This is a genomic window from Modestobacter sp. Leaf380 (genome assembly GCF_001424485.1).
In the GTDB taxonomy this organism is placed as follows: Bacteria; Actinomycetota; Actinomycetes; order Mycobacteriales; family Geodermatophilaceae; genus Klenkia.
In genome coordinates this window covers 113819-139447 of the sequence record NZ_LMQC01000021.1, presented here as the reverse complement: position 1 = coordinate 139447, position 25629 = coordinate 113819, and the positions used below count along the sequence as shown (strand labels likewise).

Here is a 25629-nt window from a genome sequence, read left to right as displayed (position 1 = left end):
TAGGCTCGGTGTCGTGACCACCGTGATCCTCCTGCGGCACGGCCGGACGACGGCCAACGCCTCGGGTCTCCTGGCCGGCTGGACCCCCGGCGTGCAGCTGGACGAGACCGGGCAGGCCCAGGTGCGGGCGGTGGGGGAGCGGCTGGCGTCGGTCCCGCTGGCCGCCGTCGTCTCCAGCCCGCTGGAGCGCTGCCAGCAGACCGCCGGCGCGGTGCTGGCCGGCCGCGAGCTGCAGCTGCAGACCGACGACCGGCTCGGCGAGTGCCGCTACGGCGACTGGACCGGCAAGCCGATCAAGGACCTGCTCAAGGAGCCGCTGTGGAAGGTCGTGCAGCAGCACCCCTCCGCCGCGGTCTTCCCCGGCCCCGAGGGCGAGGGGCTGGCACAGACGCAGGCCCGCGCCGTCGCCGCCGTCCGGGAGTGGAACGCCCGGCTGGGCCCGGACGCCGTCTGGCTGGCCTGCACCCACGGTGACGTGATCAAGGCGATCCTGGCCGACGCCTACGGCATGCACCTGGACCAGTTCCAGCGCATCGTCGCCGACCCGGCGTCGATCTCGGTGGTCAGCTACACCGAGACCCGGCCCTTCGTGCTGCGGGTCAACGACAGCGGCGGCGACGTCAGCGCGCTCATCCCTCCGAAGAAGAAGCCGGGACGACGCCGCAAGGCCTCCTCCGACGCCGTCGTCGGCGGCGGTGCCGGCAGCACGGTCTGAGGGCAGCACGGTCTGACGGCAGGGCCACCCGGGCTCCCGGCGCGTAACCTCGTCGCCGTGCCACGCCAGGTGTTCCACTTCGACCGCCCCTCCCGTTTCGTCGCGGGGACCGTCGGCCAGCCCGGCGACCGCACCTTCTACCTGCAGGCCGCCGACGAGGCCGGCCGGGTCGTGTCGGTCGCCCTGGAGAAGACCCAGGTCTCGGTGCTCGCCGAGCGGATGAGCGAGCTCCTCGACGAGATCGCCACCCGGGCGACCACCGTCGTCCCCCCGGACGCCGACGTCGACGACCTGGACCCGCTCACCGCCCCGGTGGACGAGGAGTTCCGGGTCGCTGCCATGGGCCTGGCCTGGGACGGCGACGCCGAGGCCGTCGTCGTGGAGGCCGTGGCCGCCGGCGAGGAGCCCATCGACGAGGACGCGATCCTGTCCGACTCCGACGAGGGCCCCGACGCCCTGCGGGTCACCATCACCCCGGCCGCCGCACGCTCCTTCATCGCCCGCGCCCGTCGGGTCATCTCCGCCGGCCGCCCGGCCTGCCCGCTGTGCTCCATGCCGCTGGACCCCGCCGGTCACGTCTGCCCGCGGCAGAACGGGTACCGGCGCTGAGCAGCGCCGAGGGCGCCGACCGGACCGGGGACGAGCTGGTGGACGCCTTCCTCGACGGCGACCTGGACGACGAGTTCGAGCCCGACGACGACGAGCCGGACGACGAGGACGCCGACGACGGCACCCGCAGCCTGGACACCCTGGGCTTCGACCACGGCGACCGCCGCCGCCCCGCCGACGACGCCGAGGCGCAGACCCTGCTGCGCGACGGCGTCCTGGACCTCGAGGGGCGGCTGCTCGACGCCAGCAACGTGACCCTGATCGGGGCCATCCGCACCGACGAGCTGGCCGGGGAGTGCGTCTACAAGCCGGTCGCCGGCGAGCGGCCGCTGTGGGACTTCCCCGACGGCACGCTGGCCGGCCGTGAGATCAGCGCCTACCTGGTGTCGGAGGCCACCGGCTGGCGGGTCGTGCCGCCCACGGTGCTGCGCGACGGGCCCTTCGGCCACGGCATGGTGCAGCTCTGGCAGAACGGCGACCCCGAGGTCGAGCTGACCCGCTTCGTGAAGGCCGATGTCCCCGAGCTGCGCCGGATGGCCGTCTTCGACGCCGTGGTGAACAACGCCGACCGCAAGGGCGGCCACATGATCCCGATGGCCGACGGCCACGTGTACGGCGTCGACCACGGCATCTGCTTCTCCGCCGACCCCAAGCTGCGCACCCTGCTGTGGCGCTGGGCCGGCAAGCCGCTCACCGAGGAGGCCGTCGAGGTCCTCACCCGGCTGCAGGAGCAGCTCATGGGCGACCTGGGCGAGCAGCTGCACGAGCACCTGACCCGCCGCGAGGTCCGCCGCACCCAGCAGCGGGTGGCGGACCTGCTGCGCACCGGGCGCCACCCCGAGCCCAGCGGCGACTGGCCCGCGCTGCCCTGGCCGCCGTTCTGAGCTGAGGGCGCGCGCCAGGGACGTGGGTGCGCGTCCAGGCCGCCCACCAGGCGGGCGGGGCGGCCCTGGCGCGCACCTGGGGTGCGACCGCGCAGCCAGCCGGACCGGAGCAGGGACCGTCGGACCCCACAACTACCCTCGGTGCGTGCTCAGCTGGCCCGCCCCCCTCCTGCCCTCGGTCCCCGGGCGCGGTCCCGCCCTGCGGCTCCACGACACCGCCCGCGGCGAGGTCGTCCCCACCGCCCCGGACACCACCGCGCGGATGTACGTCTGCGGCATCACGCCCTACGACGCCACCCACCTCGGCCACGCCGCCACCTACCTGGCCTTCGACCTGGTCAACCGGGTGTGGCGCGACCTGGGGCACGCGGTGCACTACGTGCAGAACGTCACCGACGTCGACGACCCGCTCTTCGAGCGGGCAGACCGGGACGGCGAGGACTGGATCGTGCTGGGCATGCGGGAGACCGCGCTCTTCCGGGAGGACATGACCGCCCTGCGCGTGCTGCCGCCCGAGGACTACGTGGGCGCCGTCGAGGCGATCCCGCAGATCGTGGCCCACGTCGAGGACCTGCAGACCGCGGGACTGGCCTACACCCTCGAGGACGGCACCGGTGACGTCTACCACGACGTGAGCCAGGCCCCCGGGTTCGGCAGCGAGAGCGGCTACGACGAGGAGACGATGCTGCGGCTGTCCGCCGAGCGCGGGGGAGACCCCGACCGCCCGGGCAAGCGCAACCGGCTGGACCCGCTGCTGTGGCGCGGTGCCCGCGAGGGCGAGCCGTCCTGGCCCGGCCCGCAGGGCGTGGCCGGCCGCCCCGGCTGGCACGTCGAGTGCGCCTCCATCGCGCTGGGCACCGTCGGCATGGGGTTCGACGTCCAGGCCGGCGGCAGCGACCTGGTCTTCCCGCACCACGAGTTCTCCGCCGTGCACGCCGAGGCGCTCACCGGCACCAAGCCCTTCGCCCAGGCCTACGTGCACGCGGCGATGATCGGCCTGGACGGGGAGAAGATGAGCAAGAGCCGGGGCAACCTGGTCTTCGTCTCCCGGCTGCGTGGCGACGGCGTGGACCCGATGGCCATCCGGCTGGCCCTGCTGTCCGGGCACTACCGCACCGACCGGGCCTGGACCGGGGACCTGCTCACCGCCGCGCAGGACCGGCTGGCCACCTGGCGCGAGGCCGTCGAGCGCGAGTCCGGCGCCCCGGCCGCCCCGCTGCTGACCACGCTGCGCGAGCGGCTCACCGACGACCTGGACTCACCCGGCGCGATCGCCGCGGTCGACGCCTGGGCGGCCGCCACGCTCGCCGGGGACACCGCCCCCGAGCTCGAGGAGCAGGCCCCCGCCGTCGTCCGCGACGCCGTGGACGCGCTGCTCGGCATCGCCCTCTGATCCGGTGACCACCCCGTTCCGGCTCAGCGACCGGCTGGCCCGCGAGCGCGCCGAGGCCGACCTGGCACCGGCCGCGGCGCGGTCCACGGCGACCCGCGGCCGGGCCCGGAACGAGGCCGAGGACCCGCTGCGGACGGCGTACGAGCGGGACCGGGACCGGATCCTGCACGCCAAGGCCTTCCGCCGGCTCAAGCACAAGACCCAGGTCTTCCTGCACCCCGACGGCGACCACTTCGTCACCCGGCTCACCCACACCCTCCAGGTCACCCAGGTGGCCCGGTCACTGGCCGCCGCGCTGAGCCTCAACGAGACCCTCGCCGAGGCGATCGCGTTGGCCCACGACGTCGGGCACTCCCCGTTCGGCCACATCGGCGAGGACGCGCTGGAGCCCTACGTCCCCGGCGGCTGGCACCACGCCGCGCAGGGCGTGCGGATCGTGGAGGTGCTCGAGGACCTCAACCTGACGTGGGAGGTCCGGGACGGCGTCCGCGCGCACAGCTGGAAGATCAGCCCGCCGCCGGCGACCCGCGAGGGCGAGTGCGTCCGCTACGCCGACCGCATCGGCTACCTGTCCCACGACGCGCTGGACGCCGTCCGGGCCGGGGTGCTGCGGCCCGGCGACCTGCCCCGGCGGGCCCGCGCCGTCTTCGGCGAGCCGGGCAGCGCCATGGTCGGGGCGATGATCGACGCCGTCGTCGACGGCAGCTTGTCGGCGTCGAACACCGCGGGGGCGGTCGTCATGCAGGCCGACGCGCTGGAGGCCATGCACGAGCTGCGGACGTTCATGTTCGAGCGGGTCTACGAGTCTTCGACCGCGGCCGGGCAGAAGCACGTGGCCATCGACGTCATCCGCCGGCTGGTGGACCACCACCTGGCCCACCCCGAGCAGATCCCGGCCACCTACCGGGACACCGAGGCCGACCTGGTCACCCAGGTCGTGGACCACGTGTCGGGGATGACCGACCGGTACGCCCTGGCCATGCACGACCGCCTGTTCGACGGCGACGCCACCAGCCGGATGACGCCCCTGCTGCCCTGAGGGGCTCAGGCGCCGCCGGCGGTGCCGCGGCGCTTGAGGTAGCGCTCGAACTCGCGGGCGATCTGGTCGCCGTTGGCCTGGGACAGGTCGCTCTCGGTGGCCCGCTCCTCGAGGTTGCGGACGTACTCGACGACCTCCTCGTCCTCCTGGGCCATCTCGTCGACGGTCTTCACCCAGTCGTCGGCCTGCTCGGGCAGCACGCCCATCGGCACGGTGAGCTCGAGGACCTCCTCCACGCGCTGCAGCAGCGCGACGGTGGCCCGCGGCGAGGGGGGCTGGGAGACGTAGTGCGGGACGGCGGCCCAGAAGCTGACCGAGGGCAGCCCGGCCTGCACGCAGGCGTCCTGGAAGACGCCCAGGATGCCGGTGGGGCCCTCGTAGGTCGACGTCTCCAGCCCCCACTTGTGGGCGGTCTCGGTGTCGTAGGCCGAGCCGCTCACCGGGGTGGGCCGGGTGTGCGGGGTGTCGGCCAGCAGCGCGCCGAGGCCGACCACCGTGCTGACGTCGAGCTCGGTGAGGATCGCGATCAGCTCGGCGCAGAAGGACCGCCAGCGCATGTTCGGCTCGATGCCGCGGACCAGCACGACGTGCCGGTCGGAGTCCGGCGGTCGGCACACCGAGATGCGGGTCGTCGGCCACTCGATCTTGCGGCTGACGCCGTCGACGAGGGACACCTGGGGCCGGTTGACCTGGAAGTCGTAGTAGTCCTCGGGGTCCAGGGCGGCCAGCGGCTCGGCGTCCCAGATGAGCTCGAGGTGCTCGAGTGCGCCGGTCGCGGCGTCCCCGGCGTCGTTCCAGCCCTCGAAGGCCACCACGACCACGGGGTCGATGAGCTCCGGCAGGTCGTCGGCACGGGACGTCGGGTCGATCACCCGTCCGAGCCTACGTCGCGTGGGCGCCCCGACGGCCGTGGGCGGCGCGCGGGGACGGCCGGGGACCGGGGGAGTGGCGCCGGGATGGGAGGATGGACGCACCCCGGTCCGACGAGGCCCGGGGCGAAGGCGAGCCCGCCGGACGCTGGTCGACCCCAGCACTCCCAGCTGAACCGACTTCTGAGGACTCCCGTGCCCGACTCGTCGCCCTCTGCCGCCGCCCTCCGCCCGGACGCCACCGAGCGCCTCACCGCCCTGATGCGGGAGCGGATCCTGGTCCTCGACGGGGCCATGGGCACCGCGATCCAGCGCGACCGGCCCGACGAGGCCGGCTACCGCGGCGAGCGCTTCGCCGACTGGGCCAGCGACGTGCAGGGCAACAACGACCTGCTGTCCCTCACCGCCCCGGCGATCATCCGCGGCATCCACGACGAGTACCTGGCCGCCGGCGCCGACCTCATCGAGACCAACACGTTCAACGCCACGTCGATCTCGCTGAGCGACTACGGCATGTCCGACCTGGCCTACGAGCTCAACGTCGCCAGCGCCCGGCTGGCCCGCGAGGCCGCCGACGCCGCCTCCACCGAGGACAGGCCGCGGTTCGTCGTCGGCGCGATCGGCCCCACCAGCCGGACGGCGTCCATCAGCCCCGACGTCAACGACCCCGGCGCCCGCAACGTCACCTACGACGAGCTGGTCACCGCCTACCTGGAGCAGGCCGACGGCCTGGTCGACGGCGGCGCGGACGTGCTGCTGATCGAGACGGTCTTCGACACGCTCAACGCCAAGGCCGCGGTCTTCGCCCTGGAGACGTTGTTCGAGCAGCGCGGCCGGCGCTGGCCGGTCGCGGTCTCCGGGACCATCACCGACGCCTCGGGCCGCACCCTGTCCGGGCAGGTCACCGAGGCCTTCTGGAACTCCGTCCGGCACGTCCGACCGTTGCTCATCGGGCTCAACTGCGCGCTGGGCGCCGCCGAGATGCGGCCCTACATCGCCGAGCTCTCACGCGTCGCGGACACCTTCGTGTCCTGCTACCCCAACGCCGGACTGCCCAACGCCTTCGGTGAGTACGACGAGGCCCCCGACGAGACGGCCGCCGTCCTCCGCGAGTTCGCCGACTCCGGTTTCGTCAACGTCGTCGGCGGCTGCTGCGGGACGACGCCGGCACACATCGGCGCGATCGCCGGGGTCGTCGAGGGCCGGGCGCCCCGCACCCCCGCCGAGGTCCGGCCGGCGCTGCGCCTGTCCGGTCTGGAGCCGCTGACCGTCGTCCCCGAGTCGTTGTTCGTCAACGTCGGCGAGCGCACCAACATCACCGGTTCGGCGCGCTTCCGGAACCTGGTCAAGGCCGGGGACTACCCGGCTGCGCTGGCCGTCGCCCGCCAGCAGGTCGAGGCCGGCGCGCAGGTCATCGACGTCAACATGGACGAGGGGATGATCGACGGCGTCGCGGCCATGGACCGCTTCGTCAAGCTCATCGCCTCCGAGCCCGACATCAGCCGGGTGCCGATGATGGTCGACTCCTCCAAGTGGGAGGTCATCGAGGCCGGGCTCAAGTGCGTGCAGGGCAAGGCGATCGTCAACTCGATCTCCCTCAAGGAGGGCGAGGAGAAGTTCGTCCGCGAGGCGCGGCTGTGCCGCAAGTACGGGGCCGCCGTCGTCGTCATGGCCTTCGACGAGGACGGGCAGGCGGACAGCCTGGAGCGGCGCAAGCAGATCTGCCGTCGGGCCTACGACATCCTCGTCGACCAGGTCGGCTTCCCGGCCGAGGACGTCATCTTCGACCCCAACGTCTTCGCCGTGGCCACCGGCATCGAGGAGCACGCCGCCTACGGCGTGGACTTCATCGAGGCCACCCGCTGGATCAAGCAGAACCTGCCCGGCGCCCTGGTGTCCGGCGGTGTGTCCAACGTGTCCTTCTCCTTCCGCGGCAACAACCCGGTCCGCGAGGCCATCCACGCGGTCTTCCTCTTCCACGCCATCCGGGCCGGCATGGACATGGGCATCGTCAACGCCGGCGCCCTGGAGGTCTACGACGAGGTCCCCGAGCTGCTCCGCGAGCGGATCGAGGACGTCGTGCTCAACCGGCGGCCGGACTCCACCGAGCGGCTGCTGGAGATCGCCGGGGACTTCGCCGGCGACGGCTCGGTCAAGGAGGTCGCCACCGAGGAGTGGCGGTCCCTGCCGGTGGGGGAGCGGATCACCCACGCGCTGGTGAAGGGCATCGACGAGTTCGCCGAGTCCGACACCGAGGAGCTGCGGCTGGAGATCTCCGCCCGCGGCGGACGGCCCATCGAGGTCATCGAGGGCCCGCTGATGGCCGGGATGAACGTCGTCGGCGACCTGTTCGGCGCCGGCAAGATGTTCCTGCCCCAGGTGGTCAAGAGCGCCCGGGTCATGAAGAAGGCCGTCGCGCACCTGATCCCGCACATCGAGGCCGAGAAGCAGCCCGGGGACGTCGAGCGCAGCAACGGCACGGTCGTGATGGCCACCGTGAAGGGCGACGTGCACGACATCGGCAAGAACATCGTCGGCGTCGTCCTGCAGTGCAACAACTACGACGTCGTCGACCTGGGTGTCATGGTGCCGGCGCAGAAGATCCTGGACGCCGCCAAGGAGCACGGCGCCGACGTCATCGGGCTGTCCGGGCTGATCACCCCGTCGCTGGACGAGATGGTCAACTTCGCCGCCGAGATGGAGCGGCAGGGTCTGGAGATCCCGCTGATGATCGGCGGGGCGACGACGTCGCGCGCGCACACCGCGGTGAAGGTCGACCAGAAGTACCACGGTCCGGTGATCTGGGTGAAGGACGCCTCCCGCTCGGTCCCCGTGGTCGCCGCGCTGCTGTCCGACGAGCAGCGGCCGGGCCTGCTGGCCACCACCGAGGCCGACTACGACGCCCTCCGCGAGCGGCACGCCGCCCGGGAGGACACCCGCACGATGCTGCCGCTGGCCGCCGCCCGCGACCGGGCCCCCGACCTGGGCTGGGAGGGCTACCGGCCGCCGCGGCCGCGGATGCTGCTGCAGCAGACCCGCGACGTGTGCGAGGGCCCGGCCTGCGACCACCCGGGCGGGCACGCCACCCAGTTCGTCAAGACGCTGAGCGACTACCCGCTGGCCGAGCTGCGCCGCTACATCGACTGGCAGCCGTTCTTCAACGCGTGGGAGATGCGCGGGCGGTTCCCCGACATCCTGAACAACCCCTCGACCGGGGAGGCCGCGCGTCGGCTCTACGACGACGCCCAGGTCATGCTGGACACGATCATCGACGAGCGGTGGCTGCGGGCCTCCGGGGTGTTCGGGCTCTTCCCGGCCGCCCGGGTCGACGGCACCGAGGACCTCGCGGTCTACACCGACGAGTCCCGCCGCGAGGTCCGGGCGACGCTGCACCACCTGCGGCAGCAGTCCGAGGGCCGCGACGGCTCGGCCCGCAAGTCCCTCGCCGACTTCGTCGCACCGGCCTCCACCGGGCTGCACGACCACGTGGGCGCCTTCGCCGTCACCGCGGGGCTGGGCTCGGCGGAGAAGGTCGCCGAGTTCAAGGCCGACCTGGACGACTACTCGGCGATCCTGCTGGAGTCCCTCGCCGACCGGCTGGCCGAGGCCTTCGCCGAGCGGCTGCACGAGCGGGTCCGCACCGAGTTCTGGGGTTACGCCGGCGACGAGCGACTGGACCCCGACAGCCTGATCGCCGAGAAGTACGTCGGCATCCGCCCGGCGCCCGGCTACCCGGCGTGCCCCGAGCACACCGAGAAGCAGACGATCTGGGACCTGCTGGACGTGCAGGCCGCCACCGGCATCGAGCTGACCGAGAGCATGGCCATGTGGCCCGGCGCGGCGGTCAGCGGGCTGTACTTCTCCCACCCCGACAGCCGCTACTTCGTGCTGGGTCGGGTCGGCCGCGACCAGGTCAGCGACTACGCCGCCCGCAAGGGCTGGACGATCGCCGAGGCCGAGAAGTGGCTGTCCCCGAACCTGGGGTACCGGACCGAGGATGAGTGAGCCGAGAGCCGTCCTGTTCGACATGGACGGGACGCTGCTGGCCACCGAGCAGTACTGGGACGCAGCGCTCGTCGAGCTGGCGGCCGGCTGGGGGACGACGGTCGGCCCCGAGGCGCTGGCAGCCACCGCCGGCGTCGACCTGGACGGCGCGATGGCGATCGTCCGGGCCGCCGTCGGGGTCAGCCGCACCCCCGAGCAGAGCGCCGGGGACCACCGCTGGGTGGTCGACCGCGTCGAGCAGCTGATGGCCGGCTCGGTCACCTGGCAGCCGGGCGCCCGCGAGCTGCTGCTGGCCTGCCTGGACGGCGGCGTGCGCACCGCCCTGGTGACGACCACACCCCGGGCCCTGGTCACCCACGTGCTGGGCCACCTGCGCCCGGACCTGGGCACCGAGCCCTTCGAGGTCGTGGTGTGCGGCGACGAGGTGCCGGCCCGCAAGCCCGACCCGGCGCCCTACCTGCAGGCGATGACGGCGCTCGGGCTGGGGCCGTCGGACTGCGTGGTCGTGGAGGACTCCCTGACCGGCAGCCGGGCCGGGCTGGACGCCGGGTGCCGGGTGCTCGGCGTGCCCGCCGGTCAGGTGCTCCCCGCCGAACCCGGCCTCACCGTGGCCTCCACCCTGGCGGGCGTGACCCCCGCCGATCTGGCCGCGCTGCCGCACCCGGTCCGGGCCTGACCACAGGACCTCAGACCACGGTCACCGGGAGGGCCGTCCGCCAGCCGGCGGCCGCTGCGGCCTCGGCGGGGAACGGCGGTGGCGTCCCGCCGAAGGACGGGCAGAGGGCCTGGTGGTCGCACCAGCCGCACAGCCGGTTCTTGTTGGGCCGGAAGTCCCCGGTTTGCACGGCCTGGGCGATGGCCGCCCAGATGGCCTTCAGGGTGCGCTCGAAGCGCAGCAGCTCCGCCTCGTCGGGGGCGTAGGTGAGGACGTCGCCGTCCTTGAGGTAGATCAGCTTGAGCTGGGCGGCGACCACGCCACGGGTGCGCCACAGCACCAGTGCGTAGAACTTCATCTGGAACAGCGCCTTGCCCTCGAACGCCTCCCGCGGCATGCCGCCGGTCTTGTAGTCCACGACCCGCAGGGCGCCGTTGCGGGCGACGTCCACGCGGTCGACGAAGCCGCGCAGCAGGAGACCGTCGGGCAGGGTGACCTCCACCAGCTCCTCGCGGCCCTCGGGCCGGATGCGGGTCGGGTCCTCCACCCGGAAGTAGGTCTCCACCAGGGTGCCGGCCGAGGCCAGCCAGCCCTCCAGGTCACCGGCCGCCTCGCCGGCGAACAGCTCGGCCACGCCCGGCTCCTGGGACAGCTCGGCCCACGCCGGGGCCACCAGCTCCTGCGCGGCGGCGACCGTGCGGCCGTCGGGCGGGAGGTCGTAGAGGCGCTCCAGGACCGTGTGCACCAGGGTGCCCCGCACCGCGGCGCGGGACTTCTTCTCCGGCAGCCGGTCGATGGTGCGGAAGCGGTAGAGCAGCGGGCAGGTCCTGAAGTCCGCCGCCCGCGAGGGCGACAGCGAGGGGCGCCGCGGCCCGGTCTCCGCCGACGTCGCCCGGGGCTCGCCCAGGGGGCCCGCCGCGCCCGGTCCGGCGTCGGTGACGGTCCGCTGGAGCTCGGTCGTCGTCATGGCCACCACGGTAGGGCGGGGGTGTGACAGAACCGCACACCCGCGCCGGGCCGGGGGAGCGCCCGCCGGTGGTCCGTAGGCTCGACGCCCGTGGAACCCCAGCAGGACGCACCCGACACCGCCAGCACCGCACCGACCGAGCCCCCCGCGGAGGTCGGCGAGGAGGTCGTCGGGTCCTACCTGGACGTCGACCCCGCAGCCGCCTCAGAGGGTGCACCGGCGGACGCCGTCCCGACCGAGCCCGTCGAGGGCGCCTTCGTGATCGGCGACCGGGTCCAGCTGACCGACCCCAAGGGGAACATGCACACGGTCGTCCTGGAACCGGGCAAGCAGTTCCACACCCACCGCGGCGCCATCGAGCACGACTCGTTGATCGGCGCCCCCGAGGGCTCGGTCGTGCACTCGACCAACAACACCGGCTACCTGGCGTTCCGGCCGTTGCTGGCGGACTTCGTGCTGTCCATGCCGCGGGGCGCGCAGGTCATCTACCCCAAGGACGCCGCCCAGATCGTCGGCTTCGGCGACATCGGGCCGGGCATGCGGGTCCTGGAGGCCGGCGCCGGCTCCGGTGCGCTGTCCTGCTCGTTGCTGCGCGCGGTGGGCACCGGGGGGACGCTGACCAGCTACGAGCGGCGCGAGGACTTCGCCGACGTCGCCCGGGGCAACGTCGCGGCCTTCCTGGGCGAGGTGCCCGGGAACTGGTCGCTGCGCCTGGGCGACCTGGACCAGCACCCGGCGGAGGAGACCGTCGACCGGGTCGTGCTGGACATGCTCGAGCCGTGGCTGGTGCTGCCCACGGTCGCGGCGGCGCTGCGGCCCGGCGGGGTCCTCGTCGGCTACGTGGCGACGGTGACCCAGCTGTCCACCTACGTGGAGGCCCTGCGCGCCCAGGGCGTGTGGACCGAGCCGCACGCCTGGGAGACCCTGCTGCGGCCGTGGCACGCGGTCGGGCTGGCGGTCCGCCCCGAGCACCGGATGGTGGCCCACACGGCCTTCCTGGTGACCTGCCGGCGGCTGGCCGAGGGCGCGGTGGCCCCGCTGCGGGCCCGCAAGGCGCGCCGCATCTGAGGCCGGGTGGGGCCGGTGGGACCCGGCGACGTCCAGTCGTCACGGACCCGCCGTCCACGCGCGGCGCGCTGTCGTACCCCGTGGATACAGTGGCGGCTCGGCTCCACTGATGTGTCCGGAGGTGCGTGATGGGTCTCGGCCCCGACGAGTTCCGAGCGCGACGCGAGCGTGACGTCGCCTCGCTGGTGAGCCAGATCTCCTACCTCGAGGAGGAGATCGGGCTGCTCCGCCGCAAGGTGTCCGACAGCCCCCGCCAGGTGCGCGCGCTCGAGGAGCGCGTCGCCGAGGCCGAGGGCCGCGCCGCCTTCCTGTCCGAGCGCAACGACAAGCTCGCCGAGACCCTGCGGGGTGCCCGCGACCAGCTGGTGCAGCTCAAGGAGGAGGTCGACCGCCTCGGTCAGCCCCCCTCGGGCTACGGCGTCTTCCTGGGCCGCTACGAGGACGGGTCGGTCGACGTCTTCACCGGCGGCCGCAAGCTGCGGGTCTCGGTGTCCCCGGCCGTGGAGACCGAGGGCCTGGCCTACGGCATGGAGGTCATGCTCAACGAGGCGATGAACGTCGTCGAGGCCCGCGGTTACGAGAAGGCCGGCGACGTCGTCCTGCTCAAGGAGCTGCTGGAGCCCGTCGAGGGGCAGCCGCGTCGCGCCCTGGTGGTCGGGCACACCGACGAGGAGCGGGTGGTCCAGCTCGCCGAGTCCCTGACCGAGCAGAAGCTGCGCAGCGGGGACTCGCTGCTGCTGGAGCCGCGCTCGGGCTTCGTCTACGAGCGGATCCCCAAGAGCGAGGTCGAGGAGCTCATCCTCGAGGAGGTCCCCGACATCGACTACGGCGACATCGGTGGACTGTCCCGGCAGATCGAGCAGATCCGGGACGCCGTGGAGATGCCCTTCCTGCACAAGGACCTCTTCAAGACCTACGAGCTGCGCCCGCCGAAGGGGATCCTGCTCTACGGCCCGCCCGGCTGCGGGAAGACGCTGATCGCCAAGGCGGTCGCGAACTCCCTGGCCAAGCAGATCGCCGTCGCCCACGGTGCCGAGGAGGCGACCCGCGCGCGGTCCTACTTCCTCAACATCAAGGGCCCCGAGCTGCTGAACAAGTACGTGGGGGAGACCGAGCGGCACATCCGGCTGGTCTTCCAGCGCGCCCGGGAGAAGGCCAGCGAGGGCGCGCCCGTCATCGTCTTCTTCGACGAGATGGACTCGATCTTCCGCACCCGCGGCACCGGGGTGAGCTCCGACGTGGAGTCCACGATCGTGCCCCAGCTGCTCAGCGAGATCGACGGCGTCGAGGGCCTGGAGAACGTCATCGTCATCGGTGCCTCCAACCGCGAGGACATGATCGACCCGGCCATCCTGCGGCCCGGCCGGCTCGACGTGAAGATCAAGATCGAACGGCCCGACGCCGAGGCCGCCCGGGACATCTTCACCAAGTACCTGACGCCCACGCTGCCCATCCACGGTGACGACCTGGCCGAGCACGGCGGCAGCCGCGAGGCCACGATCGCCGGGATGATCCAGTCCACGGTCGAGCGGATGTACACCGAGACCGAGGAGAACCGCTTCCTCGAGGTGACCTACGCGAACGGGGACAAGGAGGTCCTGTACTTCAAGGACTTCAACTCCGGCGCGATGCTGCAGAACATCGTCGACCGGGCGAAGAAGATGGCGATCAAGGACCACCTGGAGAACGGCGGCCACGGTCTGCGGGTCGGTCACCTCCTCGCCGCCTGCGTGGACGAGTTCAAGGAGAACGAGGACCTCCCGAACACCACCAACCCCGACGACTGGGCGCGGATCTCGGGCAAGAAGGGCGAGCGGATCGTCTACATCCGCACGCTCATCAGCGGCAAGGGCAGCGAGTCCGGCCGTGCCATCGACACGGCCACCAACACCGGCCAGTACCTGTAGTCCTCCGGCCCCGACGACCCCCGGCAACGCGCTGCCGGGGGTCGTCGTCGTCCCGGGGGCCGCGCGTGGGCAAGATGGGCCCGTGCTGAACCGGGGGCGGACGACGACGCTGGTGCTCGTGACGGCCGGGTTGCTGCTCGGTGGCTGCACGTCCGTCGTGGAGGGCGTGGCCAGCCCCGGCGCCACCGCGGCGCCCACCCCCGGCGACGACCCGATGTTCGAGGCCCCTGCCGTCGGGACCTGCCACCAGGTCGAGGTCGTCTACGACCCGCTCGAGGTGCCCCCGGTCGTGGACTGCGCCCAGCCGCACACCGCGGAGACCGCGACCGTGCAGGACACCGGCCTGCCGCTGGACGCCCCGTACCCGACGGAGGAGGACCTGGACTACTCCGAGGACTCCCCGTTCACCGAGGTCTGCAGCTACGACACCGCCGACGACTACCTGGGCGCCGAGTCCGGTGACCTCACCTACGTCGACTACACCGTCGTCCTCCCCACGCCGGAGCAGTGGGCGGCCGGTGCGCGGTGGGCGGCCTGCGACGTCGTCTACGGCGGGTCGGGTCCCGAGCCCGCGCCCGGCCGGATGGCCGGCGCCCTCGAGGGCCCCGACGCCTCGGCCTACCGGGTCTGCCTGGACGGGTCCCCGGTGGAGTACGACGAGGTGCCGTGCTCGGTGGAGCACTGGGCCGAGTCGCTGATCTCGCTGCCCGACGTCCCCGAGGGGGCGCCGTTCCCGGTCGACCGGGCCGCCCGGGCGCCCTACGCCGAGCAGTGCCTGTCCGACGCGGTCGACTACCTGGGCGGCCCACTGACCCCGGAGCTGGCCCTCGACGTCACCACCGACGACGAGGAGTACTGGGCCGACTCGCCGTTCCCGCAGTGCGTCATCGTCCGGGCCGACGGCGGGACCAGCACGTCCAGCGTCCGGGGCTGAGCGGGCCCCCGGCCGGCAGGTCGGCGGCGGCGCGCCCGCCTAGGGTGACGGCATGAGCGTGCGGCGGGTCATGGGGACCGAACTGGAGTACGGCATCTCGGTCCCGGGACAGCCGGGGGCCAACCCGACGACGCTGTCCAGCCAGGTCGTGAACGCCTGGGCCCCGGCCGAGGCGCCCTCCCGCCGGCGGCCCCGGTGGGACTTCGAGGAGGAGTCGCCGCTGCGCGACGCCCGGGGGTTCGACCTGTCGCCGTCCCGGGCGCTGGACCACGCCGACCCCGACGAGGACCCGGGCATGGCCAACGTCGTGCTGACCAACGGTGCCCGGCTCTACGTCGACCACGCCCACCCGGAGTACTCGACGCCGGAGGTCACCAGCCCCCGGGACATCGTGCTGTGGGACAAGGCGGGGGAGCGGGTGATGGTCGAGGCCAGCAAGCGCGCCGCACGGGTGCCCGGCAGCCTGCCCATCCAGCTGTACAAGAACAACACCGACGGCAAGGGCCAGTCCTACGGGGCGCACGAGAACTACCTGATGGACCGGCGGACGCCGTTCATCGAGATCATCCGCGGCCTCATCCCCTTCTTCGTCACCCGGCAGGTCTTCGCCGGGGCCGGGCGGGTGGGGCTGGGCACCGACGGGCGCTCGCAGGGCTTCCAGCTGTCCCAGCGGGCGGACTTCTTCGAGGTCGAGGTGGGGCTGGAGACCACGCTCAAGCGGCCGATCATCAACACCCGGGACGAGCCGCACGCCAACCCCGACGAGTACCGCCGGCTGCACGTGATCATCGGCGACGCGAACCTGGCCGAGTGGTCCACCTACCTCAAGGTCGGGACGACGGCGCTGGTGCTGGCCATGATCGAGGCCCGGGCGCTGTCGGTGGACCTGACCATCGAGGACTCGGTCGAGGCGCTGCAGGCGGTCAGCCACGACCCGACGCTGACCCACCGGGTCCGGCTGCGCGACGGCCGCCGGCTGACCGCGCTGCAGGTCCAGCAGGAGTTCCTGGACCAGGCCCGCGACTTCGTGGACCGGACCGGGGACACCGACGAGCAGACCCACGACGTGCTGGCCAAGTGGGGACGGGTGCTCGAGGACCTGGCGATCGACCCGATGCGCTGCGCCGACCGCCTGGACTGGCCGGCCAAGCTGCGGCTGCTGGAGGGCTACCGGGCCCGGGACGGGCTGTCCTGGGGCGACGCGCGGCTGGCCCTGGTCGACCTGCAGTACTCCGACATCCGCCCCGAGAAGGGCCTCTACGAGCGGCTGGTGGCGCGCGGGTCGATGCAGCGGCTGGTCACCGAGGAGGAGGTCACCACGGCGATGACCACCCCGCCCTCGGACACCCGGGCCTACTTCCGCGGGGAGTGCCTGCGGCGCTTCCCGGCCCAGATCGCGGCCGCCTCGTGGGACTCGGTGGTGTTCGACCTGGGCCGGGAGAACCTGGTCCGGGTGCCCACCATGGAGCCCCTGCGCGGCACCCGGGAGCACGTCGGCGCGCTCTTCGAGCGGGTCAGCGGCGCGCAGGAACTCGTCGAGACGATCACCGGCGGGTGAGGCCGGCGGCCCGTCCACCGGACGGACGCCGCCGTGTCACACCCCGCGGGTAGCTTCCCCAGCAGAGCAGCACACCGACACCGAGCGGGAGGACCACCATGGCCACCAGGGACACCGGCGGGCAGCAGAAGGCGACGCGGTCGCGCGAGGAGACCGAGGAGGTCGAGGCCTCCGTCGACTCCGACGTCGCCGAGCGCCACGAGAAGGTCACCGAGGACGTGGACTCGATCCTCGACGAGATCGACGGCGTCCTGGAGTCCAACGCCGAGGAGTTCGTCCGCTCGTACGTGCAGAAGGGCGGGGAGTGATCAGCTGATCACCCCTGCACCCGCACCACCAGCACAGCACCGCAGCACAGGCAGACCAACGGGTCGTCACCAGACGGCAGGAGAGGCGGACGAGTGAGCGAGCAGATCTCCGGACGGAGCGGGTTCCCGCCCGCGTACCTGGACCGGGTGGGCTCCTCGTTCACCGACTTCCTGGGCCGGACCGCGCCCGACCTGCTGCCCGGCCGGCGTCCGGTCCCGACCGTGCCGGTGGGCGACCTCGCGCCGCACGGGACCACGATCGTCGCCGCCACCTTCGACGGCGGCGTGCTGATGGGCGGTGACCGGCGGGCCACCATGGGCAACCTGATCTCCTCCCGGGACATCGAGAAGGTCTACGCCGCCGACGCGTACTCGGTCATCGGCATCGCAGGCGCGGCCGGCATCGCGATCGAGATGGTGCGGCTCTACCAGGTGGAGCTGGAGCACTACGAGAAGATCGAGGGGATGACCATGTCGCTGGACGGCAAGGCCAACCGCCTCGCCGCCATGATCCGCGGCAACCTGGGTGCCGCGATGCAGGGCCTGGCCGTCGTCCCGTTGTTCGCCGGCTTCGACCTGGACGCCGCCGAGGGCGTCAACCCGGGCCGGATCTTCAGCTACGACGTCACCGGCGGGAACTACGAGGAGCGCGGGTACGCCTCCGTCGGCTCGGGGTCGCTGTTCGCCCGGGGCTCGCTGAAGAAGACCTGGCGTCCGAACCTGTCCGCCGAGGCCGCGACCCGCAGCCTGGTCGAGGCGCTCTACGACGCCGCCGACGACGACTCCGCCACCGGTGGTCCCGACGCCGTCCGCCGGCTCTATCCGATCCTCTACCGGATCGACGCCGAGGGAGCCGTCCGGCTGCCCGACGACGAGGTGGCCGCGATCGCCGCCGCCATCACCGCCGACCGGTCCGCCGGCGCCGACACCCGGGGGGCCTGAGCCATGACGATGCCCTACTACGCCTCCGCCGAGCAGGTCATGCGGGACCGGTCGGAGTACGCCCGCAAGGGCATCTCCCGCGGCCGCAGCGTCGCCGTCCTCACCTACGCCGACGGCGTCCTGCTCATCGCCGAGAACCCCAGCTCGACACTGCACAAGGTCGGCGAGATCTACGACCGGATCGGCTTCGCCGCCGTCGGCCGGTACTCCGAGTTCGAGAGCCTGCGGGTCGCCGGCGTGCGGCTGGCCGACGTGCGGGGCTACAGCTACAACCGCCGCGACGTCACCGGCCGGGTGATCGCCAACGCCTACGCCCAGACCCTCGGCTCGATCTTCACCGAGCAGATGAAGCCCTTCGAGGTGGAGCTCTGCGTCGCCGAGGTGGGCACCACCCCCGAGTCCGACCAGCTCTACCGGCTGACCTTCGACGGCTCGGTCGTCGACGAGCCCGACTTCGTCGTCATGGGCGGGCAGGCCGAGGCCGTCACTGCCACCCTCCGCGAGCACTTCCGTCCCGGGCTGGGCCTGGCCGAGGCGCTGGCGGTGGGCGTTCGGGCACTGTCCGCGGCCAGTGCGTCCACCCAGGCCAACGGCGGCGGGCACGCCAGCCTGCCGGCCGAGCAGCTGGAGGTGGCGGTCCTGGACCGGCGCCGTCCCAAGCGGGCGTTCCGGCGGATCGTCGGCGCGGCCCTGCGCGGCCTGCTGTCCGACGACACCGCTGCCGACGACGCCGTCACCGGGGAGACCACCCCCGAGGCGCCCAACCACCTGCCCAGCGCCCCCGCGCCGGGCACGCCGCCCGGGCTGGGCGACCACCCGGCCCCAGACGACACACAGGCCTAGGCTCGACGGCGTGGACCGCAGGATCTTCGGCATCGAGACCGAGTACGGCGTCACGTGCACCTTCCAGGGTCAGCGCCGGCTCTCACCCGACGAGGTGGCGCGCTACCTCTTCCGCCGCGTCGTCTCCTGGGGGCGCAGCTCGAACGTGTTCCTGCGCAACGGCTCGCGGCTGTACCTGGACGTGGGCAGCCACCCCGAGTACGCCACCGCCGAGTGCGACGACCTCACCGAGCTCGTCGTCCACGACAAGGCGGGGGAGCGGATCCTCGAGGGCCTGCTCGTCGACGCCGAGCAGCGCCTCAACGACGAGGGCGTCAGCGGCGACATCTACCTGTTCAAGAACAACACCGACTCCGCCGGCAACAGCTACGGCTGCCACGAGAACTACCTCGTGGGCCGACACGGGGAGTTCTCCCGGCTGGCCGACGTGCTCATCCCGTTCCTGGTGAGCCGGCAGATCGTGGTCGGTGCCGGCAAGGTGCTGCAGACCCCCCGCGGCGCGGTCTACTGCGTCAGCCAGCGGGCCGAGCACATCTGGGAGGGCGTCTCCAGCGCCACCACCCGGTCCCGGCCGATCATCAACACCCGCGACGAGCCGCACGCCGATGCCGAGCGCTACCGCCGCCTGCACGTCATCGTCGGCGACTCGAACATGAGCGAGACGACGACGCTGCTCAAGGTCACCATCACCGACCTGGTGCTGCGGATGATCGAGGACGGCGTGGCCGTGCGGGACATGACCCTGGAGAACCCGATCCGGGCCATCCGGGAGATGAGCCACGACCTCACCGGCCGGCGCAAGGTCCGCCTGGCCAACGGCCGCGAGATGTCGGCCCTGGAGATCCAGACCGAGTACCACGACCGGGCCGCCGAGTACGTCGACCGCGAGGGCCTGGGCCCGGTGCACCGGCAGATGCTGGAGCTGTGGGGCCGCACCCTCAAGGCCGTCGACACCGGCGACCTGTCCCTCGTCGACCGCGAGGTCGACTGGGCCATCAAGCACTCGCTCATCGAGCGGTACCGGGCCAAGCACGACCTGTCGCTGTCCGCCCCGCGGATCGCCCAGCTCGACCTGGCCTACCACGACATCCGCCGCGGCCGCGGCCTCTACTACCTGCTGGAGCGGGCCGGGCAGGTCGAGCGGGTCACCCACGACCCGGCCGTCTTCGAGGCCAAGAACGTGCCGCCGCAGACCACCCGGGCCAAGCTGCGGGGGGACTTCATCCGCAAGGCCCAGGACAAGCGGCGCGACTTCACCGTCGACTGGGTGCACCTCAAGCTCAACGACCAGGCCCAGCGGACCGTGCTGTGCAAGGACCCGTTCAAGTCCGTCGACGAGCGCGTGGAGAGGCTCATCGCCTCCATGTGAGGTCGGTCAGAGGGCAGCCCGGAGGAACTCGTCGCGGCGCTCGATGAGCAGCGCCGCACCCAGGTCGGGGCGGCCCTGGCCGGCGATCGCGTCGACGAACCAGTCCATCGTCGGCGGGGTCGCCAGCCCTGCGACCAGGTCCCAGCGGGCGACGTCGACGTCCGGCCCGCCGGCGGCGGACCAGCCGGCCAGCACCGGCTCCTCGGCGCCGGGCCCGTGGCAGAGCACCGCGTCCAACCGGGCCGAGCCCAGGTCCAGCCCGACCGGGCCCGTGCCGGAGCAGTCCCAGTCCAGCAGTCCGGTCAGCGTGCCGTCCGGCGTCCACAGCGTGTTCCCGTGCCAGAGGTCCCCGTGCACGAAGCCCAGCGGCCCCTCGTGGGCACCGCGGGCGGCCAGGGCCGCCTCCGCCTCGGTGAGGAGCGGGCGGGGGAACGCCGTCCGCAGGGCAGCGAAGTCCACCCCGCCGATGGGGGAGTCGACCCGGTCGAGCCCGGGCGGGGGAGCGACGGCCGCCACCCGGGCGGCCGCTGCGCCCAGTGCGGCCAGCCGGGCGTCGTCCCGGACGGTCGGGATGACGCTGGTCCCGGGCAGCGCCAGGGTCAGCAGCAACGCAGGGGTGCGGTCCAGAGCCGACCCCAGCACGCGAGGGGCCGGCAGCCCCGCCGCCCCGGCAGCCCGCAGGCCGGCCAGTTCGGCGCGCAGCAGCCCGACGTCACCCCCGACGCGCAGGACGACGTCCCGGCCGTCGGACAACGACACCCGCCACGGCGAGCTCCGGTCCCGCAGCCCGACGACGGCCAGCACCGTCGCCTCCGGCGCCGCCGTGGCGACGACCCAGCGCAGCTGGGCGCCGGACGGGCCGGTGCGGACCATCAGGAGGGGCCCGCCAGGTGCGCGGCGTGCCGACCGGCGGCGGCCTGGGCCAGGAAGTAGGCCCGCTCCTCCGCCAGGCCCCGGCCCATGGTCGACAGCCGCGCGGGCGAGGCGGCGAGGGCGTCGTCGAGACCCTCGACGGGTACCCAGACGACGGGGTTCCGCTCGGGCTGACCGGCGAGGTCCTCGGCCACCTGGCTGCCCAGGTCCGAGGGGAGCCCGCGTGGGGCGACCAGCGTGACGCCGCCGAGGGCCACCCGGCCGAACGCGGTGAGGGAGTGGTGGGAGACCCCGCGGTGCCGCGGGCGGGGGTCGGCGTCGGAGATGCGCAGCGCCCCGACGGTCCGCCCGCCCAGCACGTGGACGGCGTTGCAGGCCTCGCCCGCGGCCACGCCGGAGAAGCCCCACGGCGTCCCGGTGCCCAGGTTGCCCGGCCCCTGCGCGACCACGGTGACGTCGGCCTGCAGCACGTGCCGGGCGGCCAGGAGCCCGGTGTGCACGGTGACCGCCTCCAGGTCCCCGCCGAACGCCTGGCCGACGGTGACGACTCCGGCCAGGGTCGGGGCGAGGGCGTCCAGGGTGCGGGAGAAGGCGGCGGGCAGCGCCCCGCCGTCGGTCATCACGTAGGCGACCCGGAGGTCCGGCCCGGTGGCGAGCACGCCGGCGAGGACGGCGGGCAGCGCGGAGTGCAGGTCGGCGACGACGACCGGCATGCCGTCGACGTCCTCGGCCTCGGCGATGACCCGGTGGTGCGGGGTCTCCTGCTCGTCCACGCCCTGCACGGTGACCTGCAGCCCGGTGTACCGGCCCTTGACCAGGTGGCCGGGGCCGCTGGGGTCGGGGGGCAGCCGGTCGGGCACGGCGACGACGAGGGCGTAGCCGCCGGTCCCCAGGCGCTGGGCCCAGGCGGTGGTGTTCAGCAGCACGTCGTCGCCGACCTGCGGGGTGCCGACGACGGAGGGGTGCGCGAGGGCGCGCAGGTCGCCGTCCCCGGGGACCGTGACCTCGAGCTCGAGGGAGTCCCGCCAGGTCCGGCCCAGGGCGGTCACCGTCCCGCGTCGCCAGCGGATCCGGGAGCCAGGTGCGTCGGAGATGCCCACCGGCCCAACCTACGGGGGACCACTAGCCTGGGAGGCGTGTCGGCCAAGCGTGCGGAGAGACTGGTCAACCTGGTCTTCGCGCTGTTGGGCACCCGGCAGTACGTCTCGGCCGAGCGGATCCGCACCACGGTCCCCGGCTACGAGCCGGCCGACGGGTCCGAGCGGGCCGACGAGGCCTTCAAGCGCATGTTCGAGCGGGACAAGGCCGACCTGCGCGAGCTGGGGGTCCCCCTGGAGACGGGCCGGACCAGCGCGTTCGACGTCGAGGACGGCTACCGGATCGCGCGCTCGGAGTACGAGCTGCCCGAGATCGCCTTCACCGGCGAGGAGGCCGCCGCCGTCGGCCTGGCGCTGCGGCTGTGGCAGTCCGCGCAGCTCGGTGGCGCGGCCCAGGGGGCTCTGGTGAAGCTGCGGGCCGCCGGCATCGACGTCGACGGGGAGCGCGGACTGCCGCTGCAGCCCCGGCTGGACGCCGGCGAGCCGTCCTTCGACGCCTGCTACTCCGCCGCCCGGGACCGTCGGCTGCTCACCTTCACCTACACCCGGCCCGACGAGGACGCCGGCGTCAAGCGGCGCGTCCAGCCGTGGGGCGTGGTGGCCTGGCACGGCCGTTGGTACCTGGTCGGCCACGACCTGGACCGCGCGGCCCCGCGGGTGTTCCGGCTGTCCCGGGTGACCGGCACGCCGCGCGTCAGTGGTCCGCCCGACGCCTTCACCCCGCCCGCCGACGTCGACCTGGCCGCCGTCGTGGCCCAGCAGGTGGGCCGCAAGGAGACCGTCGTGGTGGTCCGCGCGCGCCCGGGGACGGCGGTCGGCCTGCGCCGTCGGGCCATCGCGCTGGACCCGGCACCGGACGGGGAGGACCGGCTCGAGCTGCACACCACGGAGCCGTGGGGGCTCGCCGACGAGCTGGCTGCGCACGGGCCCGACGTGCTGGTGGAGTCCCCGCCCGAGGTCCGCCAGGCCGTCGTCGAGCGGTTGACCCGGCTCGCCGCCATGGGAGGCCCGCGATGAGCGCCCCGACCGCCGACCGGATGACCCGGCTGCTGGCCCTGGTGCCCTACCTGGAGGCCCGCCCGGCCGGGGTGCTGATGGCCGACGCCGCCCGCGACTTCGGGGTGACCGAGGCGCAGCTGCGCAAGGACCTGGAGCTGCTGTGGCTGTGCGGGCTGCCCGGCCACGGCCCCGGTGACCTCATCGACCTGTCCTTCGAGGGTGACCGGGTGCGGGTCACCGACACCGCCGGGCTGGCCCGCCCGCTGCGGCTGGCGACCGACGAGGCGGTCGCGCTGATCGTCGCGTTGCGCACGCTGCTGGAGCTGCCCGGGCTGGCTGAGACCGAGGCGGTCAGCCGGGCGCTGGTCAAGGTGTCCGCGGCCGCCGGGGAGCCGGCCGACCTGGCCGGTGCGGTGTCGGTGAGCATCGACGCTCGCGCCCAGGCCCTGGCCGTCGTCCGGCAGGGGCTGGAGGCCCGGCGGGCCCTGCACCTGCACTACTACGTGCCCTCCCGCGACCAGCGGACCGAGCGCACCGTGGACCCGATGCGGCTGCTGCTGGTCGACGGGCACTGGTACCTGGAGGCCTGGTGCCGGCGGGCCGAGGGCGTGCGGCTGTTCCGGCTGGACCGGGTCGACGACGTCGCCGTGCTGGACGAGGCGTCCGCGCCGCCCGAGCAGGCGCAGGAGCGGGACCTGGCCGACGGCCTCTACGTGCCCGACGCCGAGCAGCCGCTGGTCCGCCTGCAGCTGGCCCGCTCGGCCCGCTGGGTCGCCGACTACTACCCGGTCGAGGACGTCGAGCCGCTCCCCGACGGGGGCCTCGCGGTCGCCGTCCGGACGGCGGACCCGGCGTGGGCGCGGCGCCTGGTGGCCTCCCTGGGCGGCGCCGCCGTGGTGGTCGAGCCGCGCGAGCTGGCCGACGAGGTGGCCGCCGACGCCCGGGCCGCGCTGGCCCGTTACCAGGGCTGACGGGCCGGGTCACGGTCCCCGCTGTCGGTGCCGGCGGCTAGGGTCGGGGTGTGGTCGTGCTGATCGTGTGGGTCGTCGTCGCCGTGCTCGCCGTGCTCGCGCTCGGCGTGCTGGCCTACGGGCTGCTCGGTGCCCGCAACCGGCTGGTCCGTGAGATCGGCCTGCTGCAGCGCGACGTCGCCCCCGTGGCGGCCCAGCTCCAGACCGCACTGGCCGCGGCCGCCGCGGCCCGGACCGCCCAGCAGGAGACCCGCTCCGGCCAGCGGTGACACCCGTCCGGACGGCCCCTGCGACGCGAACGCCCAGCGACACCCCCCGCGTACAGTCCGCGAGGAGCCCCCTCACCCCACGGAGGACCCTGTGAGTCTCGGCCCGCTCGAGATCGGCCTGATCATCCTGGCCATCCTGCTGCTGTTCGGCTACAAGAAGCTGCCGGACGCCTCCCGCTCGCTGGGCCGCTCCATGCGGATCTTCAAGGGCGAGATGAAGGGCATGAAGGACGACGACGTCCGCAGCAAGGACGAGGCGAAGACCGTGCGCGGGGAGATCGTCCCGCCGGCCGCCCCGCTCACCCCGGACTACGAGGCCGAGGCCCGGGCCGCCGAGGCGCGCGCCGCCGAGGCCCGCGCCCGGGCGAACGCGCCCCAGCCGGGCACCAGCCCGGTCGACGGCCCCCGCTGACCCCGGTCACCCCCGCCCGGTGAGCACGACCGAGGCCAGCCGACCGCGCCTCGGTCGGCGGCGCAAGAAGCCGCCCCGTGACGAGGCAGCGACGATGACGCTGATCTCGCACCTCAAGGAGCTGCGCAACCGGATCGCCGTCGCGCTGTTCTTCATCCTGATCGGCACCGCCGTCTGCTTCTGGTGGTACGACCACGGGCTGGGCCAGTTCATCCGGGCCCCCTACTGCGGGGTGCCGGCGGAGAACCGGCTGGAGTCCGGCGTCGACGGCGAGGACTGCCGGCTGCTGGTCACCGACGTCTTCGGCGGTGCGCTGATCCGCCTGAAGATCGCGTTCATCGCCGGCATCGTGGTGTCCGCGCCGTTCTGGCTGTGGCAGGTGTGGGGCTTCCTCACCCCGGGGCTGAAGGCCAACGAGAAGCGGTACGGCGTGACCTTCGTGGCGGCGGCGAGCTCGCTGTTCGCGCTGGGTGCCGTGCTGGCCTACATCTCCCTCAAGGCCGGCCTGACCCTGCTGCTGGGGCTGGCCGGCGAGAACGTGACGATCGCGCTGACCGCGCAGGACTACATCGGGTTCGTCATCTCGATCCTGCTGGCCTTCGGCGTCTCCTTCGAGCTGCCGTTGATCGCGGTCGCGCTCAACCTGATCGGCGTCCTGTCCTACGAGGTGCTGTCGAAGTCCCGGCGCTGGATCTTCTTCCTCACCATCGTCTTCGCCGCCTTCATCACCCCCACCCAGGACCCGTTCACCCTGCTGCTCATGGCGCTGCCCATGTGCGTGCTGTTCGAGGTCGCCATCCAGATCGCCCGGCTGGTGGACAAGCGCCGCGCCAAGCGCGACGCCCTGGCCGGCTTCCACGACCTGGACGACGACGAGGCCTCCCCGCTGGACCCCAGCCCCTCCCGGCTGGACGACGAGCCCCCGCCACCCCGGGACTGAGGG

24 protein-coding genes are annotated in these 25629 nt (G+C 73.3%); 20 read left to right on the top strand and 4 right to left on the bottom strand.

Annotated features, from left to right (window positions below; translation table 11 throughout):
* Nucleotides 1-13: 13 nt before the first annotated feature.
* The 5 genes from ASG41_RS18625 (at nt 14) to ASG41_RS18605 (ending at nt 4640) form a co-directional block, all read left to right on the top strand.
* Complete coding sequence (locus ASG41_RS18625; protein ID WP_056298684.1) at nt 14-715, top strand: histidine phosphatase family protein; 702 nt, start codon at nt 14-16, stop codon at nt 713-715.
* A 57-nt stretch (nt 716-772) separates the two neighbouring features.
* Nucleotides 773-1324: a DUF3090 family protein gene (locus ASG41_RS18620; protein WP_056298682.1), complete on the top strand. Its 552-nt coding sequence runs from the start codon at nt 773-775 to the stop codon at nt 1322-1324.
* Nucleotides 1325-1362: 38 nt separating this feature from the next.
* Nucleotides 1363-2208 carry an SCO1664 family protein gene (locus ASG41_RS18615; protein WP_200939093.1) on the top strand — a complete coding sequence of 282 codons (846 nt, stop codon included), beginning with the start codon at nt 1363-1365 and terminating at the stop codon, nt 2206-2208.
* Nucleotides 2209-2353: 145 nt separating this feature from the next.
* Nucleotides 2354-3601 carry a cysteine--1-D-myo-inosityl 2-amino-2-deoxy-alpha-D-glucopyranoside ligase gene (mshC, locus tag ASG41_RS18610; RefSeq protein ID WP_056298680.1) on the top strand — a complete coding sequence of 416 codons (1248 nt, stop codon included), beginning with the start codon at nt 2354-2356 and terminating at the stop codon, nt 3599-3601.
* Nucleotides 3602-3605: 4 nt separating this feature from the next.
* On the top strand, nt 3606-4640 hold the full coding sequence (locus ASG41_RS18605; RefSeq protein WP_056298677.1) for an HD domain-containing protein: 1035 nt from the start codon (nt 3606-3608) through the stop codon (nt 4638-4640).
* 5 nt (nt 4641-4645) lie between these two features.
* Here ASG41_RS18605 and ASG41_RS18600 read toward each other — a convergent pair whose 3' ends face one another.
* A complete protein-coding gene (locus ASG41_RS18600; protein ID WP_056298674.1) occupies nt 4646-5512 on the bottom strand; it encodes a PAC2 family protein in 867 nt (288 codons plus the stop codon).
* A 258-nt stretch (nt 5513-5770) separates the two neighbouring features.
* On the opposite strand from ASG41_RS18600, the gene metH reads away from it, so the two are divergent.
* Nucleotides 5771-9514 carry a methionine synthase gene (gene metH / locus ASG41_RS18595; protein ID WP_369800063.1) on the top strand — a complete coding sequence of 1248 codons (3744 nt, stop codon included), beginning with the start codon at nt 5771-5773 and terminating at the stop codon, nt 9512-9514.
* Nucleotides 9507-10190 (top strand): HAD family phosphatase, encoded by a 684-nt coding sequence (locus ASG41_RS18590; RefSeq protein WP_056298667.1) that lies wholly within the window; start codon nt 9507-9509, stop codon nt 10188-10190. The genes metH and ASG41_RS18590 overlap by 8 nt, the downstream gene beginning before the upstream one ends.
* Nucleotides 10191-10200: 10 nt before the next feature.
* Here ASG41_RS18590 and ASG41_RS18585 read toward each other — a convergent pair whose 3' ends face one another.
* Nucleotides 10201-11136 (bottom strand): RecB family exonuclease, encoded by a 936-nt coding sequence (locus ASG41_RS18585; RefSeq protein ID WP_082557106.1) that lies wholly within the window; start codon nt 11134-11136, stop codon nt 10201-10203.
* Between the two features lie 90 nt (nt 11137-11226).
* On the opposite strand from ASG41_RS18585, the gene ASG41_RS18580 reads away from it, so the two are divergent.
* The 8 genes from ASG41_RS18580 (at nt 11227) to pafA (ending at nt 20065) form a co-directional block, all read left to right on the top strand.
* On the top strand, nt 11227-12204 hold the full coding sequence (locus ASG41_RS18580) for a tRNA (adenine-N1)-methyltransferase (RefSeq protein WP_304438034.1): 978 nt from the start codon (nt 11227-11229) through the stop codon (nt 12202-12204).
* A gap of 128 nt (nt 12205-12332) precedes the next feature.
* Nucleotides 12333-14111, top strand: a complete 1779-nt coding sequence (arc, locus tag ASG41_RS18575; protein ID WP_056298663.1) for a proteasome ATPase — start codon at nt 12333-12335, stop codon at nt 14109-14111.
* Between the two features lie 82 nt (nt 14112-14193).
* A complete protein-coding gene (locus ASG41_RS18570) occupies nt 14194-15045 on the top strand; it encodes a septum formation family protein (protein WP_056298659.1) in 852 nt (283 codons plus the stop codon).
* 52 nt (nt 15046-15097) lie between these two features.
* Nucleotides 15098-16603, top strand: a complete 1506-nt coding sequence (gene dop / locus ASG41_RS18565) for a depupylase/deamidase Dop (protein WP_056298656.1) — start codon at nt 15098-15100, stop codon at nt 16601-16603.
* 98 nt (nt 16604-16701) lie between these two features.
* Nucleotides 16702-16911, top strand: a complete 210-nt coding sequence (locus ASG41_RS18560) for a ubiquitin-like protein Pup (protein ID WP_056298652.1) — start codon at nt 16702-16704, stop codon at nt 16909-16911.
* Between the two features lie 93 nt (nt 16912-17004).
* A complete protein-coding gene (prcB, locus tag ASG41_RS18555; protein ID WP_056298649.1) occupies nt 17005-17853 on the top strand; it encodes a proteasome subunit beta in 849 nt (282 codons plus the stop codon).
* Between the two features lie 3 nt (nt 17854-17856).
* Entirely contained in the window at nt 17857-18696 is an 840-nt protein-coding gene (prcA, locus tag ASG41_RS18550) for a proteasome subunit alpha (protein ID WP_056298645.1), read from the top strand.
* A gap of 10 nt (nt 18697-18706) precedes the next feature.
* The gene (pafA, locus tag ASG41_RS18545; protein WP_056298641.1) at nt 18707-20065 is read left to right on the top strand and encodes a Pup--protein ligase; all 1359 of its coding nucleotides are present in this window, start codon (nt 18707-18709) and stop codon (nt 20063-20065) included.
* A 6-nt stretch (nt 20066-20071) separates the two neighbouring features.
* Here the strand turns inward: pafA and ASG41_RS18540 are convergent, their stop codons facing one another.
* Entirely contained in the window at nt 20072-20938 is an 867-nt protein-coding gene (locus ASG41_RS18540; RefSeq protein WP_056298638.1) for an aminoglycoside phosphotransferase family protein, read from the bottom strand.
* Entirely contained in the window at nt 20938-22038 is a 1101-nt protein-coding gene (locus ASG41_RS18535) for a DUF3866 family protein (RefSeq protein ID WP_235564911.1), read from the bottom strand. The genes ASG41_RS18540 and ASG41_RS18535 overlap by 1 nt, the downstream gene beginning before the upstream one ends.
* 36 nt (nt 22039-22074) lie before the next feature.
* Here ASG41_RS18535 and ASG41_RS18530 point away from each other — a divergent pair, with 36 nt between their 5' ends.
* The 5 genes from ASG41_RS18530 to tatC all read left to right on the top strand — a co-directional run bounded on the left by ASG41_RS18530 (nt 22075) and on the right by tatC (nt 25626).
* Nucleotides 22075-23052: a YafY family protein gene (locus tag ASG41_RS18530; RefSeq protein ID WP_056298634.1), complete on the top strand. Its 978-nt coding sequence runs from the start codon at nt 22075-22077 to the stop codon at nt 23050-23052.
* Nucleotides 23049-24005, top strand: coding sequence for a YafY family protein (locus ASG41_RS18525; RefSeq protein WP_056298631.1), 957 nt, complete (start codon nt 23049-23051; stop codon nt 24003-24005). Before ASG41_RS18530 ends, ASG41_RS18525 begins: the two co-directional genes overlap by 4 nt.
* A gap of 56 nt (nt 24006-24061) precedes the next feature.
* Nucleotides 24062-24274, top strand: coding sequence for a hypothetical protein (locus ASG41_RS18520; protein WP_235564910.1), 213 nt, complete (start codon nt 24062-24064; stop codon nt 24272-24274).
* A gap of 91 nt (nt 24275-24365) precedes the next feature.
* Entirely contained in the window at nt 24366-24686 is a 321-nt protein-coding gene (gene tatA / locus ASG41_RS18515; protein ID WP_056298625.1) for a Sec-independent protein translocase subunit TatA, read from the top strand.
* Between the two features lie 19 nt (nt 24687-24705).
* Entirely contained in the window at nt 24706-25626 is a 921-nt protein-coding gene (tatC, locus tag ASG41_RS18510) for a twin-arginine translocase subunit TatC (protein WP_235564909.1), read from the top strand.
* The last annotated feature ends 3 nt before the right edge of the window (nt 25627-25629 follow it).

Bases quoted from the DNA above. Each gene is read 5' to 3' on its own strand.
- metH (WP_369800063.1), top strand. From the start codon at position 5,771: ATGCGGGAGCGGATCCTGGTCCTCGACGGGGCCATGGGCACCGCGATC.
- ASG41_RS18590 (WP_056298667.1), top strand. From the start codon at position 9,507: ATGAGTGAGCCGAGAGCCGTCCTGTTCGACATGGACGGGACGCTGCTG.
- ASG41_RS18585 (WP_082557106.1), bottom strand. From the start codon at position 11,136: ATGACGACGACCGAGCTCCAGCGGACCGTCACCGACGCCGGACCGGGC.
- arc (WP_056298663.1), top strand. From the start codon at position 12,333: ATGGGTCTCGGCCCCGACGAGTTCCGAGCGCGACGCGAGCGTGACGTC.
- dop (WP_056298656.1), top strand. From the start codon at position 15,098: ATGAGCGTGCGGCGGGTCATGGGGACCGAACTGGAGTACGGCATCTCG.
- ASG41_RS18560 (WP_056298652.1), top strand. From the start codon at position 16,702: ATGGCCACCAGGGACACCGGCGGGCAGCAGAAGGCGACGCGGTCGCGC.
- prcA (WP_056298645.1), top strand. From the start codon at position 17,857: ATGACGATGCCCTACTACGCCTCCGCCGAGCAGGTCATGCGGGACCGG.
- ASG41_RS18540 (WP_056298638.1), bottom strand. From the start codon at position 20,938: ATGGTCCGCACCGGCCCGTCCGGCGCCCAGCTGCGCTGGGTCGTCGCC.
- ASG41_RS18525 (WP_056298631.1), top strand. From the start codon at position 23,049: ATGAGCGCCCCGACCGCCGACCGGATGACCCGGCTGCTGGCCCTGGTG.